Genomic DNA, 13,256 nt, shown 5'->3' with positions numbered 1-13,256 from the left:
CTGGACTGTACAATTATTACAATCCCGCCTCTTTATTAAAGATACACTGAGGCGTCGGTCGGTTTTTCGGGCCAGTTAACGCGTCACTAAGTGAAATTATTCAAGTTTAGGTAGAAATCGCCATGAAACGCACTTTTCAACCGTCCGTACTGAAGCGTAACCGTTCACACGGTTTCCGTGCTCGTATGGCAAATAAAAATGGTCGTCAGGTTCTGGCACGTCGTCGTGCTAAAGGCCGTTCTCGTCTGACCGTTTCTAAGTAATAAAAGCTAACCGCTGAGTGGTTAAGCTCGCATTTCCCAGGGAGTTACGTTTGTTAACTCCCACTCATTTCACTTTCGTCTTCCAGCAGCCACAACGGGCTGGCACGCCGCAAATCACCATTCTCGGCCGCCTGAACACGCTGGGGCATCCCCGCATCGGTCTGACCGTCGCAAAAAAACATGTTAAGCGTGCGCACGAGCGTAATCGGATCAAGCGATTGACCCGTGAAAGCTTTCGCCTGCGCCAGCATGAGCTTCCCGCAATGGATTTTGTGATTGTGGCGAAGAAAGGGGTCGCTGACCTGGATAATAAGGCATTGACGGAAGCGTTGGAGAAATTATGGCGCCGCCATTGTCGCCTGGCTCGCGGTTCCTAATCGCGCTGATTCGCGTCTATCAGCGCGTAATCAGCCCGTTACTGGGACCTCACTGCCGATTTCATCCTACCTGTTCGCAATACGGAATTGAGGCATTGCGCAGGTTTGGGGTGATAAAAGGGAGTTGGTTGACGATGAAACGCATATTAAAATGCCACCCTTTGAACCCAGGTGGCGACGATCCGGTACCGCCAAACAACCATTGATACCAGAGAACATTAACGATGGATTCGCAACGCAATCTCTTTCTCATCGCTTTTCTGTTCGTGTCTTTTATGATCTGGCAAGCCTGGCAGACGGATAATAATCCTCAGCCATTGCAAACCCAGACCACGCAGACCACGACAGCAGCGGGTGATGTCGCTAATCAGGGTGTTCCTGCCAGCGGCCAGGGCAAAACGATCACCGTTAAGACCGATGTCCTGTCTTTAAGCATTAATACTCGCGGTGGTGATATTGACCAGGCACAGCTGCTGACCTATCCGGACTCACTGGGTTCCGATAAGCCTTTCCTGCTGCTGGAAAACACCCCTGATTTCCTGTACCAGGCGCAGAGCGGCCTGACTGGTCGTAACGGCCCGGATAATCCGGCAAACGGCGGTCGTCCTCTTTACACGGCTTCTCAGGATAGCTTCGAACTGGCCGATGGTCAGAACGAACTGCGTATCCCACTGACCTTTACCGCTGAAAACGGCGCGGTCTACACCAAGACCTTCGTGCTGAAACGCGGTGAATACGCTATTGGCGTCGATTATCAGATCAACAACGCCAGCCAGCAGCCGCTGGAAGTGTCGATGTTTGGTCAGCTGAAACAGACTATCGATCTGCCTAAGCATCGTGATACCGGCAGCAACAACTTTGCTCTGCATACTTTCCGTGGCGCGGCTTACTCCAGCAGTGAGACCAACTACGAGAAGTATAAATTCGATAAGATCAGCGAAAACGAAAACCTGAGCACCACCACCACCAACGGTTGGGTGGCGATGCTGCAGCAGTACTTCGCGACGGCCTGGGTACCGCAGACCGCTGGCAGCAACACGCTGTACACCAGCAACCTGGGTAACGGCGTAGCGGCAGTTGGCTTCAAATCTGCACCGGTGACTATCGCGGCAGGTTCTCAGCAAGAGCTGAAAGCCACGCTGTGGGTTGGCCCGGAAATTCAGGACAAAATGGCGGCGATTGCCCCACACCTGGATCTGACCGTAGACTACGGCTGGCTGTGGTTTATCTCTCAGCCACTGTTTAAGCTGCTGAAATTCCTGCACAGCTTCATCGGTAACTGGGGCTTCTCGATTATCGTTATCACCTTTATCGTTCGTGGCATCATGTACCCGCTGACTAAAGCGCAGTACACCTCCATGGCGAAAATGCGCATGCTGCAGCCGAAGATTCAGGCGATGCGTGAGCGTTTAGGCGATGACAAACAGCGCATGAGTCAGGAAATGATGGCGCTGTATAAGTCTGAGAAGGTTAACCCGCTGGGCGGCTGTCTGCCTCTGGTTATCCAGATGCCAATCTTCCTGGCCCTGTACTACATGCTGATGGGCTCGGTAGAACTGCGTCATGCGCCGTTTGCACTGTGGATCCACGATCTGTCCGCGCAGGACCCGTACTACATCCTGCCGATCCTGATGGGTGTCACGATGTTCTTCATCCAGAAGATGTCGCCGACCACCGTGACCGATCCGATGCAGCAGAAGATCATGACCTTTATGCCGGTCATCTTCACCGTGTTCTTCCTGTGGTTCCCTTCAGGTCTGGTGTTGTACTACATCGTCAGTAACCTGGTGACCATTATCCAGCAGCAGCTGATTTATCGCGGCCTGGAAAAACGTGGCCTGCACAGCCGCGACAAGAAGAAAGCGTAAGAGTAATAACACGGGGCAGCCTTTTTACGGTTGCCGCGTGCCAATACCGAACACACTGTTTACACTAAGGCGGTCACTCAGACCGCCTTATTTTTTTGCATCAAAAGAGAGTTAACCATGAGCCATAGCGATACGATTGTTGCCCAGGCAACCCCGCCAGGACGCGGCGGCGTAGGTATTCTGCGCGTTTCCGGTAGCAAAGCGGCGGAAGTAGCACAGCTGCTGCTGGGCAAGCTGCCCAAGCCGCGCTATGCCGACTATCTGCCGTTTCGCGACGCCGACGGTAGCACCCTGGACCAGGGTATCGCGCTGTGGTTCCCCGGCCCTAACTCCTTTACCGGCGAGGATGTGCTGGAGCTGCAGGGCCACGGCGGCCCGGTGATCCTCGACCTGCTGCTGAAACGCATCGTGGCGCTGCCCGGGCTGCGCATTGCCAACCCGGGTGAGTTCTCCGAGCGCGCCTTCCTCAACGACAAGCTGGACCTGGCCCAGGCGGAAGCGATTGCCGACCTGATCGACGCCAGTTCCGAGCAGGCGGCGCGCTCGGCCGTTAACTCGCTGCAGGGCGTTTTCTCCACCCGCGTTAACAACCTTGTGGAAGCACTTACTCACCTGCGGATCTACGTGGAAGCGGCCATCGACTTCCCGGATGAAGAGATCGACTTCCTATCAGACGGTAAAATTGAAGCGCTGCTGCACAAGGTGATTGCCGATCTGGACGGCGTACGTGCCGAAGCGCGCCAGGGCAGCCTGCTGCGCGAAGGGATGAAGGTCGTGATCGCCGGGCGGCCCAACGCCGGTAAATCCAGCCTGCTAAATGCGCTGGCTGGCCGCGATGCCGCTATCGTCACCGATATTGCCGGCACCACGCGCGACGTGCTGCGCGAGCATATTCATATCGACGGCATGCCGTTGCATATCATTGATACTGCGGGCCTGCGTGAAGCCAGCGACGAAGTTGAGCGCATCGGCATCGAACGTGCGTGGAAAGAGATCGAACAGGCCGATCGTGTGCTGTTTATGGTCGACGGCACCACCACCGGTGCGACAGAACCGGGCGAGATCTGGCCGGACTTTATTGCCCGCCTGCCGGAGGCGCTGCCGATCACCGTGGTACGTAATAAAGCCGATAAGACCGGTGAAACGCTGGGAATTATAGAAGTAAACGGTCACTCACTTATTCGCCTTTCCGCCCGCACCGGCGAAGGAGTGGACGTGCTGCGCGAGCATCTGAAGGCCAGTATGGGCTTCTCGGGCAATATGGAGGGTGGATTCCTCGCTCGTCGCCGTCATCTTCAGGCGCTGGAACTGGCGGCAGAACATCTGCAACAGGGTAAACATCAGCTGCTTGGGGCCTGGGCAGGGGAACTGCTGGCGGAAGAGCTGCGTCTGGCGCAGCAAAGTCTGAGTGAAATCACCGGGGAATTCAGCTCCGATGACCTGCTGGGGCGGATATTCTCTAGTTTCTGTATTGGTAAGTAATTAACAGTGAGGCACCGATAAGGTGCCTACGTCCAGCCAGTCACTAATCGCCCTGCTCTGGCCTGCATGCCTTCAAGAATTGAATCACCTATCGGAGCGGGGAACTCAGCAGGTAGCTGGTTTCTGACTTTCGTTACAACGGCATCCATCGACTGTGCAAATTCAGTCAGAATACTTTCCATCGATTCTTTGGCGAACCCAACAGCTTGAGCCGTCTGAAAAAAGTGACGAGGGAAAATCTGCTCAATGGCATATTTCTTGCCCTTTGAGCCAGTCAGCCCCATGGCAAGTTTGGCATCCCTGCGATCAATACCCCGGCCACCAATCCCCGGGTACATGGAGAGGATGTCATAGTAAGGCGTGAGACGATATCGTCCCTCAGACTCAATGAACACGGAAAAATTCTTTGCATGCCCATCCGTGGCTGCCAATAGCCAAAACAACACCTGAGCCTTCATAAAGCTATAGCGGTCTTTTTCTGGCTCTACCGCCCCTAACAGAAACGACATAATGGCGGAAATTCCTGGTCCACCGTGATTTTCATATTTCAGCGCGGGGGGGACACTCAACACCTGGCAAAAATCCTCCTGCGGCAGTCGCATAATCCAGCGACCGTCCGAGGCATATTTACGATCGAACCGTTCTACCGCCAGCGCTTTTATCTTTCCGGCTCTGAGCATAAAGCATTGCGGTACCGGCAGCCCGAACTCGCGGGCAATCATCATACATAGATATTCATTCTCAACGCTGTCAGACATATCTATCGTATAGGAGTGGCTCTCGATTTTACCAATCGGTAACTTGATGATATGCGTAGTTGGCGTGGCATTGATGGGAAGGCACCAGCGGTCATCTTTAAAAAGCAGTGCTGTCTTTTCCTGGGCACCGGCAAGAGAGATACGAAAATCATCCTCCGAGTCAATCATTCCGAGGGGGGCATCGGACAGATATCCCATCAATATGCTTTCAAATTTTTGCTCGGAAAGGGATTTATATTCGATCTGCTTTATATCGCTGACAGATTTTCCCTGTGGTACTAATTGCAACGCACCAACGCTGTCCTGGCCCACTTTAGCCAACAGATCAAAGGGCTGGGTGGAATCAGCCTGATGTCGGGTAACAATTCGTCTTCTGATATCCAGATTATCAGGCAACAGATTGTCGAAGAAATTATAAACTTCATCACCTTGATAGGGCTGATGGCGCAGCGGCATAGAGAGTGAGACAGGGCGACTACCCGGTAGCCCAATCCAGTTCGCATCATAGGTAAAATGATGTGCTCCACTCCCCGTTTTTGTTAATACCCCTACATGATAGCCATTCATGTAAACATCGAGCGCAGCCATTACCATTCCTCTTTCCATGAAGATGCTGCCCCGGAAGCCTCATTACTGTCGGCACCGCTATTCCTGGGCGTGACGGTCAATTCTAAATTCAATGCCGAAAGGATCTTAAAGAAGGTTTCCAGCTTGGTGGAATCTGGATACTGTTCGAAGTTGGATACTGTATCCTGGCGAATCCCCACCTTAGTAGCCACTTTCCCCTGTGAAAGCTTCTGCGTGATGCGGACATCTTTCAGATAACTACTCAGCTGTTTGCTGTTAGTAACCTTCATTATTTACACCTTACCGGTTGTGGGCGGTAGGATAAATATTACACGCTTTAGCAGGTAAAACAATAATTACACGCTACAGGCGGTAATACTAACTCTACCGTCTATAGCGTGTAAGTTGCATCTCAAAGTGAGCATTTACTGACCTGCACTAACGGACTGTTAATGCAGGTTTTTATCAATAATTAATTCTCAGCCTGGCAGTTACGCGGGGTAATATTGTTTTCCTTCGCGTAGGCGCTGGCGGATTTCTCGATGATCGGACGCAGCAGCGCCCAGTCCGGTGAAATCCAGTCGCTAATCACTTTCCACTGGCTGCCGTCCCACTGCTGGAAGGTCACGCGGCCCTGGCCTTCGTGATCCTCACAGGTTACGTTAATCGAGTGGAACAGGCCTTTGGCGCCCAGCGCTTCCACACGGGCAGGATCAAGCTGCAGATGCTCGAAGCCCCAACGGATTTCATCGCCGGTCAGCGTGCGGTGGCCAAACTTCTGCTGCGCGATACGAATCGCCTCAACGTTCAGAATGCCGTTAACGATGCCGAGGTTATGATAAACGCTGCCGATGCGTTTACGATCCTGCAGATTCCCTTTACCGGCACCGTAGACCTTATCAATAATCTCTTTCACTACCGGATACACCGAGCCGGATGCCTGGGTGGTCAGTGCGATATAGCCCTTCGCCGCATTCCCCGCAGGGATCACGTCCTCTTCGGAATTCGACCAGACGTTGCCGATAATGTGATCCGCCGGGTAACCAACCTTCTGCGCGGTTTTCAGCGCCACCGGGTTCATCACGCCAAAGCCACGCAGCACCACGTAATCCGGTTTCGCACGACGAATGGTCAGCCACTGCGACTGCTGTTCGTTGCCCGGATGCGGCACTTCGATCTGCTGTACTTCAAAGCCGTATTTTTTCGCCAGCAGCTCAAAAATCGGGATGGTTTCCTTGCCGTATGGCGAACCGTGGTACAACACGACAATTTTTTTACCCTGCAGTTTGTCCAGGCCGCCGAGACGGGTGCCGATAAATTTGATGATCCCCGACGTTTCGCTGTACGGGTTAAGCAGCAGCGGGAAAACATACGGGAAGACGCGGCCATCGGTCGAGTCGGTACGACCATGATCGATGGTGATCAGCGGCGTTTTATCGCGGGTGACGTCATCGATCATCGCATAGGCAATACCCACGGAAAGCGGGTTCCAGGCGGCAACGCCGGGCTTACTTTTTTGGCGTTTATAACACTCAACGCCACGCTCCACTTCATACTGGGTTTCACACTCGTCCCAGGTAAGCTTGACGCCGTTAACTCCGCCGTCACGCTGATTGATCAGCTGTAAGTAGTCAATAAACCCGCCAAAGAAGCCACTGCCCGCGGCGGCATAAGGCCCGACGCGATAGCTCTGTAACGGGAAATACTGTTCATCCGCCCTGGCGCCGAGCGAGAGCTGCGCCAGCAGCAGCGTAACCCCGACGATAAGCCGGGTAAGCGATATCACCTTCATTTTCACCATTTTCATGCCCTGTTATTAGTAGAATTATTTTTGCCCGGCGAAACCGTCAGCTCCAGGCGTGCAGCGGTGGATTGACCCCGTTCAGCGCGTAGTTGCCGAGGATGGCGTACTTCCAGCGCACCGGATCGTGCAGCGTATGGGTACGTGCGTTGCGCCAGTGACGATCGAGATTGTGCTCGGCAAGCGTGGAACGGGTGCCAGCCAGTTCGAACAGGCGGTTGGTTGCTTCAATGGCGATTTCCGTGCTCAGCACCTTGGCTTCCGCCACGGCAATCTGCGCTTTTGCCACGTTATCCGCCGTCGGTTCTGCCACCGCGCGATCGATCCACAGGCCCGCTTTTTCCTGTAGCGCCTCGGCGGCGTGCAGCCGCAGCGTCAGATCGCCGACGCGCTGAATGGTGTAAGGATCGTCGGAGGCGCGATCCAACCCGCTGTCCACCCAGGGGCGTGATTTCTCGCGTACGAAGCGGATGGTTTCGTTAATGGCCGCCTCGGCGATGCCGGAATCAATCGCCACCTGCACAATCTGGAAAATCGCGCCGTCGGCGCTGGGCGCTTCATAGCCTTTATAGCCGGGAACCAGATGGGTTTTCGGCACCCGCACGTTATCCAACAGCACGGTGCCGCTGGCGGTGGTGCGCTGGCCGAAGGCAGACCAGTCGTCGATTACCGTCAGCCCCGGCGCATCGCGGTCGGCAATGGCGTACCACGCCCGGCCCTGATCATCCAGCGCCACGATCGGCACCAGATGCGCCAGCAGCGCACCGCTGGAGTAAAATTTCTTGCCGCTCACCAGCACATGATCGCCGTCATCAACAAAGCGCGTTTCGAAATCCGCCGCGCGCTTGCTGCCAAACTCAGAGAAGGCGTTGCCAAAGCGCACGCCGCTCAGCACTTGAGCAAACAGTTCACGCTGCTGCGCTTCATCGCTGACCGTGCGGATCGCCGCCACCACGCCAAGATGGTTCTGGGAAATCTGCGAAATTGAGGGATCGGCGGCGGCAATGATCTGCACCACCTTCGCCAGCGTGGCGTAGGAGACCTCCGGGCCGCCGAAGCGCTTCGGCACATTGATCGACCACAGCCCGCTCTGAGAAAACGCGTCCAGCTCGGTAATCGGCAGGATGCGATCGCGATCGCGATCGGCGGCGGTGAGAACAAACTGCGCGGCCAGTTCGGTAGCCACGCGGATCGCCTCTTCATCACTCTGAATAATATGCGCGGGCTGCGCCGGGCGCGGATAGCCCGGCACGCCACGCGGTGTGGTATTGGTAGGATGTGGCTGAGAGGCGGTTACTGCGTCTTCGGTCTGAAGCGTACTCATCGGTATTCTCCTGTATAAAAGTTATGCTGCAAATCCCAGATAAATTCTCTGTACGTCTTCCTGCTGGCTTAATGCCTGCGCATCACCGGAAAGCGCCACGCTGCCGGTATCCAGCACATAAGCGCGATGGGCATGGCGTAATGCCACCGTGGAGTTCTGTTCCGCTACCAGAATCGATAGCTTTTGCTGCTGGTTAAGGCGGGTCAGCACCGCAAAAATCTCTTCAACAATCAGCGGTGCCAGGCCCATTGAGGGTTCGTCCAGCAGCAGCAGCTGGGGTTTCGCCATCAGCGCGCGGCCGATGGCCGCCATCTGCTGCTCGCCGCCGGAAGCCAGCCCGGCGGCCAGCTGCCGTTTGTCCTTCAGCCGTGGGAAAATCTGATAGATCTCCTCCAGCCCCTGGCGTATCTCCGCCCGGGAGGCCGAACGTGCCAGCGCCCCGGCGATCAGGTTTTCTTCCAGAGTCAGCGAAACGAAGCAGTGCCGCCCTTCCAGTACCGGGACGATGCCGCGCTTCACCAGCCGGTGCGGGGCTTCGGCGGTAATATCCGCGCCGCGCCACAGCACGCGGCCCGCGCTGACCTCACCGCGACGCGCGGGCAGCAGGTGTGAGATCGCCTGCAGGGTGGTCGATTTCCCTGCGCCGTTGCGCCCGAGCAGCGCCACAATTTCCCCTTCGCCAACGGTGAGCGAAATATCCTCCAGCGCCACGATATGGCGCTGATAGCGGGCGCTGAGGTGCGCTACCTCAAGCAGCGCGTTACGGTCAGTCATGATGTTCTCCGCGAGGTGAAGTACGACGCCAGCCGCTGCGTCAGCGCCGCCAGCCCTTTTGGTTCGGCAATCAGGAACCCGATCAGCAAAACGCCGACAATGATGTTCTGCACCAGCTCCAGCACGCCGGAATCCACCTGCTGGCCAAACAGCCATGCGCCAAGCCGGGAAAGCAGCAGCGGAAACAGCGTCAGCAGCGCCGCGCCAAGAAACGCGCCGCGAACCGTGCCTAATCCCCCGATAATGATGATAAACAGCAGCTGGAATGAGCGATCCAGATTGAAACCCGCGGGTTCGACGTTGCGCAGATAGGTGAATGACCACAGCACGCCGGCAATACCGATAATGAAAGAGGAGAAGCCGAAGGCGATCATCCGGGTTCGCAGCATCGGTACACCGATCGCTCTCGCCGCCAGCGGGTTGTCACGTACGGCGATAAAGTTGCGCCCGGCCGAGCTGTTAACCAGCCGCCAGACCAACCAGGTCAACAAACTGACCACCGTCAGGGTAAATAGATAGCGACGCTCGGAGCTGTCGATGATCCACGCACCCAGGTGCAGCGGAGCCACCGATACCACGCCGGACGCGCTGTTCATCGAAAACCAGCTAAAGTTGTTCAGCGCCCACTGGACAAAGAACTGCGTCGCCAGGGTAGAAATCGCCAGATAAAAACTGCTGAGCCGCAGGCTCGGCAGGCCGAAGATCAGTCCCAGCAGTGCACTGATACCGCCTGCCAGCAGTAACACCAACGGCAGCGGCAGGTCCAGGCGACCAATCAGATTCAGCGCGGCGTAGGCACCCACCGCCATAAAGGCGGCGCTGCCGAGGGAGATCTGCCCGGTATAGCCTGCCAGCACGTTCAGCCCCAGCGCAGCCAGAGACAGCGCGAGGAACGGCGTGAGTACCGCATCAAACAGGTATTCGTTACCGATCAGCGGCAGCAGAATAAACGCCACGATGGGTAGAATAATCCCGCCAGCACTGAGGCGAGGCAGGGTACGACGAACGTCCGGTGAGAGTGTCGACATCGTTACAGCCTCGATAAACGGTGGGAGCCAAACAGGCCCGCAGGACGGATCAGCAGGAATAGCAGCGCTACGGCGTAGGCGATCCAGCTGTCGATTCCGCCGCCCAGCAGCGGACCGAGATACACCGATCCCAGCTTTTCGATCAGGCCAACCAGCAGCCCGGCAACGATCACCCCGGCCACCGAATCAAATCCGCCCAGTACCAGAACCGGCAGCGCTTTCAGAACCACCAGAGACAGTGAGAACTGTACGCCCAGCCTTGCACCCCACAGCAGCCCGGCAACCAGCGCGACAATCCCTGCCGCCGCCCAGACCACCGCCCACAGGCGGCCAATATTCAGGCCCACCGCCAGCCCGGCAAAGGTGTCATCCGCCACCGCACGGAACGCCAGTCCGGTGTGCGTATAGCGAAAGAACAGGCTCAGCAGCAGTACCATCAACCCGGCAACGCCGGCGGCAAACAGATCGAACTGGCTGATCAGCACGCCGCCAACTTCAAACGGCGTGTCGTCGATGCCCAGGTCCAGTGCGTGAACCTGCGTTCCCCACAACAGCTGTGCAGCACCCTCGATGATGTACGACACGCCAAGCGTGGCAACGAACAGCACGATCGGCGGCTGATTCACCAGCGGCCGCAGCACGGAGAATTCAATCAGCATGCCGAGCAGCGAAATCGCCACCAGGGTAATGGGAAGCACCGCCCATACCGTCCAGCCGCGTTCGATCAGGCAAACGAAGGTGAGTGCCGAGAACAGCAGCATCGAACCCTGGGCAAAGTTGAAGACGCCGGAGCTTTTGTAGACCAGCACAAACCCCAGCGCGACCAGTGAATACATCACCCCCGACAGCAGGCCACCGACGCTAACTTCAATCAGGAACAGCCAGTCAATATTCATCCTCGGGCTCCCGGTGCGGTAGTTTCCGCCGCTGAACCCAGATAGGCGGCAATCACCGCCGGATTTTGCCGGATCTCATCCGGCGTTCCCGTCGCGATATTACGCCCGTACTCCAGTACCACAACGCGATCGGACAGGCTCATCACCACCGCAATATCGTGCTCGATCAGCAAAATGGTGGTGCCGAAATGGCGGCGTATCTCGCGAATAAGCTCGCTAAGCTGCTGTTTATCCGCCAGCGTCATTCCCGCCATCGGTTCGTCGAGCAGCAACAGGCGAGGGTGGGCAACCAGCGCTCTCGCCAGCTCAACGCGTTTTTGCATGCCGTAGGACAAACTGGTCGTCAGGCGCGATGCCACCGCATCCAGACCGAAAAAATTCATCACCGCCTGCGCCTGCTGAAGCTGACTGGCACTCTCATGCCGTGCGCGCCGCAGTCCGAAAACCTCGCTCAGCAGAGATGTTTCCCGACGGTGTGCCAGCCCCTGCAAAATGTTATCGACCACTGAAAGGCCGCTAAACAGCGCAAGATTCTGGAAGGTCCGAGACACGCCCGCACTGGCGAGCTTTTCCGGGCGAATTGAACGAAAACGATGCTCATCAAGACCGATCTCGCCGCGATCGGGCCGGTAAATACCGGAAATCACATTCAGCAGGGTGCTTTTCCCCGCGCCATTCGGGCCGATAATCGCCATTAACGATGAAGGTTCCGCCCGCAGCGAGACGTCACTTAAGGCCTTAACCCCGCCAAATGAGAGCGAAATACCAGAAAGCTGTAGCGATGCGCCCGGCTTTCTGGCTCTGGCCGTTTCGGCTGAGTAACCCGCTAACGGCGATTGTCGCAGTGCCGCCAGCGAGGTCGGGGATAGTTCTGATAACGACATATTTCTCTCCTGGTCAGCAGCGCTTTCGATCGCTTTGCCGCTTTCTCATATAACTATTTGCAATTTATAAATATACAAACCAACCTTTAAGTTATAAGAACGTAAGCAGAATGCGTGCCAAAGTTGGAAATGGTTATTTTCCTTTTAATTCAGTTAATTAGACTTAAAAACCCTGAGAGAAAATGCTGCATTTGCAGCATAAATGTTGTTTAGATGCTGCAAATGCAGCAGCAGGTGTTCAACGGAAGGATATAGCGGGGAATGATTAAGATTTAGTGGGTTTGTGGTGTTTATGCTGTGAAAATGGCATTAAAAGCGATGATTATCTGGCTGTTTTCCTATTACGTATTGATCTTCTCGGTTTAACCCCAGGAGAAATAATATTAATCCGAATTTCGCCCCGTTAAGGGAATCACGGGTGAAAATTCGTAGGATTATTCTTACAATAGAGTTGATGATTACCCGACCATTTTCATGGAGTGACAGATGGCAAGTCATTTTGCACGATGGACACTTGTCCAGACGAAAGCACAGGTTCACCGACTTCCGCTGCAGCTGGTAGAGCATTCAGCCAGTCTGGCGGAGAGACGTCGACGCCGCTACCTCGCGGCCAGAACGCTGCTGGCGGAACTGATGCTGCGGGTCTACGGCATCCCCCAGCTCCCTGATATCCGCCTTGCTGAGGGCGGACGCCCTTGTTTTTCCGATCCCGACCTTCCTGATTTCAGCATCTCCTACGCCGGTAATGTGGTGGGTGTTCTGCTGGCGGAAGAGGGCTGCCGCGCCGGTCTGGATATGGAAATTGTTCGCGCGCACAGCCGCCAGACTTTAGAGCAGTACCTGCACTCTTTTTCATCCGGTGAAAAAGCCTGGATTAACGCCCAGAACGATCCGTCTGAAGCCTGTACCCAGATTTGGACTCTTCGCCAAAGTATTCTGAAGATGACCGGGGAAGGTAACGGTGGTTTTGATGCCCTGCGCCTGCATCCCGCTTCGGGAAGGCTGCGTTCTTCAACGCTGGCCGATATTCAGGCTATCTGTGATGTGGAAGCGCTGATGGTCTGGTCCTGCGCACTCTCGCCGGGAACCGATCGGCTACAGCTGTGGGAGTATGACGATACTGAAGGGTGGAATTCACTGCAGAGTATTAACGTCTATTCGTTAAATATGGGGCCACGGGCGCTGCGTTTAACCAGCCTGCCCGCCGAGAAGCAGCACTACTATTCCTGATAGC

General features: G+C 55.7%; 13 protein-coding genes and 1 pseudogene. 6 read left to right on the top strand and 8 right to left on the bottom strand.

The window, feature by feature from the left end:
• The first annotated feature begins 122 nt into the window (after positions 1-122).
• The 5 genes and pseudogenes from rpmH (at position 123) to mnmE (ending at position 3,990) form a co-directional block, all read left to right on the top strand.
• Positions 123-263: a 50S ribosomal protein L34 gene (rpmH, locus tag IBT47_RS12320; RefSeq protein WP_003023858.1), complete on the top strand. Its 141-nt coding sequence runs from the start codon at positions 123-125 to the stop codon at positions 261-263.
• Between the two features lie 17 nt (positions 264-280).
• The gene (gene rnpA, locus IBT47_RS12315; RefSeq protein ID WP_105595320.1) at positions 281-640 is read left to right on the top strand and encodes a ribonuclease P protein component; all 360 of its coding nucleotides are present in this window, start codon (positions 281-283) and stop codon (positions 638-640) included.
• Positions 604-862: pseudogene (gene yidD, locus IBT47_RS12310) on the top strand (membrane protein insertion efficiency factor YidD). Before rnpA ends, yidD begins: the two are co-directional and overlap by 37 nt.
• A 2-nt stretch (positions 863-864) precedes the next feature.
• A complete protein-coding gene (gene yidC, locus IBT47_RS12305) occupies positions 865-2,508 on the top strand; it encodes a membrane protein insertase YidC (RefSeq protein WP_200560637.1) in 1,644 nt (547 codons plus the stop codon).
• Between the two features lie 117 nt (positions 2,509-2,625).
• Positions 2,626-3,990 (top strand): tRNA uridine-5-carboxymethylaminomethyl(34) synthesis GTPase MnmE, encoded by a 1,365-nt coding sequence (mnmE, locus tag IBT47_RS12300; protein WP_200560636.1) that lies wholly within the window; start codon positions 2,626-2,628, stop codon positions 3,988-3,990.
• 26 nt (positions 3,991-4,016) lie between these two features.
• Here the strand turns inward: mnmE and IBT47_RS12295 are convergent, their stop codons facing one another.
• From IBT47_RS12295 to IBT47_RS12260, 8 genes are all read right to left on the bottom strand, one after another.
• Positions 4,017-5,336: a type II toxin-antitoxin system HipA family toxin gene (locus IBT47_RS12295; protein ID WP_200560635.1), complete on the bottom strand. Its 1,320-nt coding sequence runs from the start codon at positions 5,334-5,336 to the stop codon at positions 4,017-4,019.
• Positions 5,336-5,605 carry a helix-turn-helix domain-containing protein gene (locus tag IBT47_RS12290; protein ID WP_105595316.1) on the bottom strand — a complete coding sequence of 90 codons (270 nt, stop codon included), beginning with the start codon at positions 5,603-5,605 and terminating at the stop codon, positions 5,336-5,338. The genes IBT47_RS12295 and IBT47_RS12290 overlap by 1 nt, the downstream gene beginning before the upstream one ends.
• Before the next feature lie 182 nt (positions 5,606-5,787).
• Positions 5,788-7,116 (bottom strand): ABC transporter substrate-binding protein, encoded by a 1,329-nt coding sequence (locus IBT47_RS12285; RefSeq protein WP_234471863.1) that lies wholly within the window; start codon positions 7,114-7,116, stop codon positions 5,788-5,790.
• Positions 7,117-7,162: 46 nt separating this feature from the next.
• Positions 7,163-8,440, bottom strand: coding sequence for an SfnB family sulfur acquisition oxidoreductase (locus tag IBT47_RS12280; protein ID WP_200560633.1), 1,278 nt, complete (start codon positions 8,438-8,440; stop codon positions 7,163-7,165).
• Positions 8,441-8,461: 21 nt separating this feature from the next.
• A complete protein-coding gene (locus tag IBT47_RS12275; protein WP_105595314.1) occupies positions 8,462-9,214 on the bottom strand; it encodes an ABC transporter ATP-binding protein in 753 nt (250 codons plus the stop codon).
• Entirely contained in the window at positions 9,211-10,242 is a 1,032-nt protein-coding gene (locus IBT47_RS12270; RefSeq protein WP_200560632.1) for a branched-chain amino acid ABC transporter permease, read from the bottom strand. Before IBT47_RS12270 ends, IBT47_RS12275 begins: the two co-directional genes overlap by 4 nt.
• 2 nt (positions 10,243-10,244) lie before the next feature.
• Positions 10,245-11,138 (bottom strand): branched-chain amino acid ABC transporter permease, encoded by an 894-nt coding sequence (locus tag IBT47_RS12265; RefSeq protein ID WP_200545853.1) that lies wholly within the window; start codon positions 11,136-11,138, stop codon positions 10,245-10,247.
• Entirely contained in the window at positions 11,135-12,022 is an 888-nt protein-coding gene (locus tag IBT47_RS12260) for an ABC transporter ATP-binding protein (RefSeq protein WP_200545852.1), read from the bottom strand. Before IBT47_RS12260 ends, IBT47_RS12265 begins: the two co-directional genes overlap by 4 nt.
• A gap of 486 nt (positions 12,023-12,508) precedes the next feature.
• On the opposite strand from IBT47_RS12260, the gene IBT47_RS12255 reads away from it, so the two are divergent.
• Entirely contained in the window at positions 12,509-13,252 is a 744-nt protein-coding gene (locus IBT47_RS12255) for a 4'-phosphopantetheinyl transferase superfamily protein (protein ID WP_200545850.1), read from the top strand.
• The last annotated feature ends 4 nt before the right edge of the window (positions 13,253-13,256 follow it).

It is taken from the genome of Erwinia sp. S43 (assembly GCF_016624745.1).
GTDB classification, from domain to species: Bacteria; Pseudomonadota; Gammaproteobacteria; order Enterobacterales; family Enterobacteriaceae; genus Erwinia; species Erwinia coffeiphila.
The sequence above is the reverse complement of the archived record's forward strand: the minus strand, read 5'-3'. Positions and strand labels throughout refer to the sequence as shown.

Excerpts from the sequence above, each read along its gene's own strand:
- IBT47_RS12290 (WP_105595316.1), bottom strand. The coding sequence starts at position 5,605 with ATGAAGGTTACTAACAGCAAACAGCTGAGTAGTTATCTGAAAGATGTC.
- IBT47_RS12255 (WP_200545850.1), top strand. The coding sequence starts at position 12,509 with ATGGCAAGTCATTTTGCACGATGGACACTTGTCCAGACGAAAGCACAG.
- IBT47_RS12265 (WP_200545853.1), bottom strand. The coding sequence starts at position 11,138 with ATGAATATTGACTGGCTGTTCCTGATTGAAGTTAGCGTCGGTGGCCTG.
- yidC (WP_200560637.1), top strand. The coding sequence starts at position 865 with ATGGATTCGCAACGCAATCTCTTTCTCATCGCTTTTCTGTTCGTGTCT.
- IBT47_RS12260 (WP_200545852.1), bottom strand. The coding sequence starts at position 12,022 with ATGTCGTTATCAGAACTATCCCCGACCTCGCTGGCGGCACTGCGACAA.
- IBT47_RS12275 (WP_105595314.1), bottom strand. The coding sequence starts at position 9,214 with ATGACTGACCGTAACGCGCTGCTTGAGGTAGCGCACCTCAGCGCCCGC.
- IBT47_RS12270 (WP_200560632.1), bottom strand. The coding sequence starts at position 10,242 with ATGTCGACACTCTCACCGGACGTTCGTCGTACCCTGCCTCGCCTCAGT.
- mnmE (WP_200560636.1), top strand. The coding sequence starts at position 2,626 with ATGAGCCATAGCGATACGATTGTTGCCCAGGCAACCCCGCCAGGACGC.
- IBT47_RS12295 (WP_200560635.1), bottom strand. The coding sequence starts at position 5,336 with ATGGCTGCGCTCGATGTTTACATGAATGGCTATCATGTAGGGGTATTA.
- IBT47_RS12280 (WP_200560633.1), bottom strand. The coding sequence starts at position 8,440 with ATGAGTACGCTTCAGACCGAAGACGCAGTAACCGCCTCTCAGCCACAT.
- IBT47_RS12285 (WP_234471863.1), bottom strand. The coding sequence starts at position 7,116 with ATGGTGAAAATGAAGGTGATATCGCTTACCCGGCTTATCGTCGGGGTT.
- rpmH (WP_003023858.1), top strand. The coding sequence starts at position 123 with ATGAAACGCACTTTTCAACCGTCCGTACTGAAGCGTAACCGTTCACAC.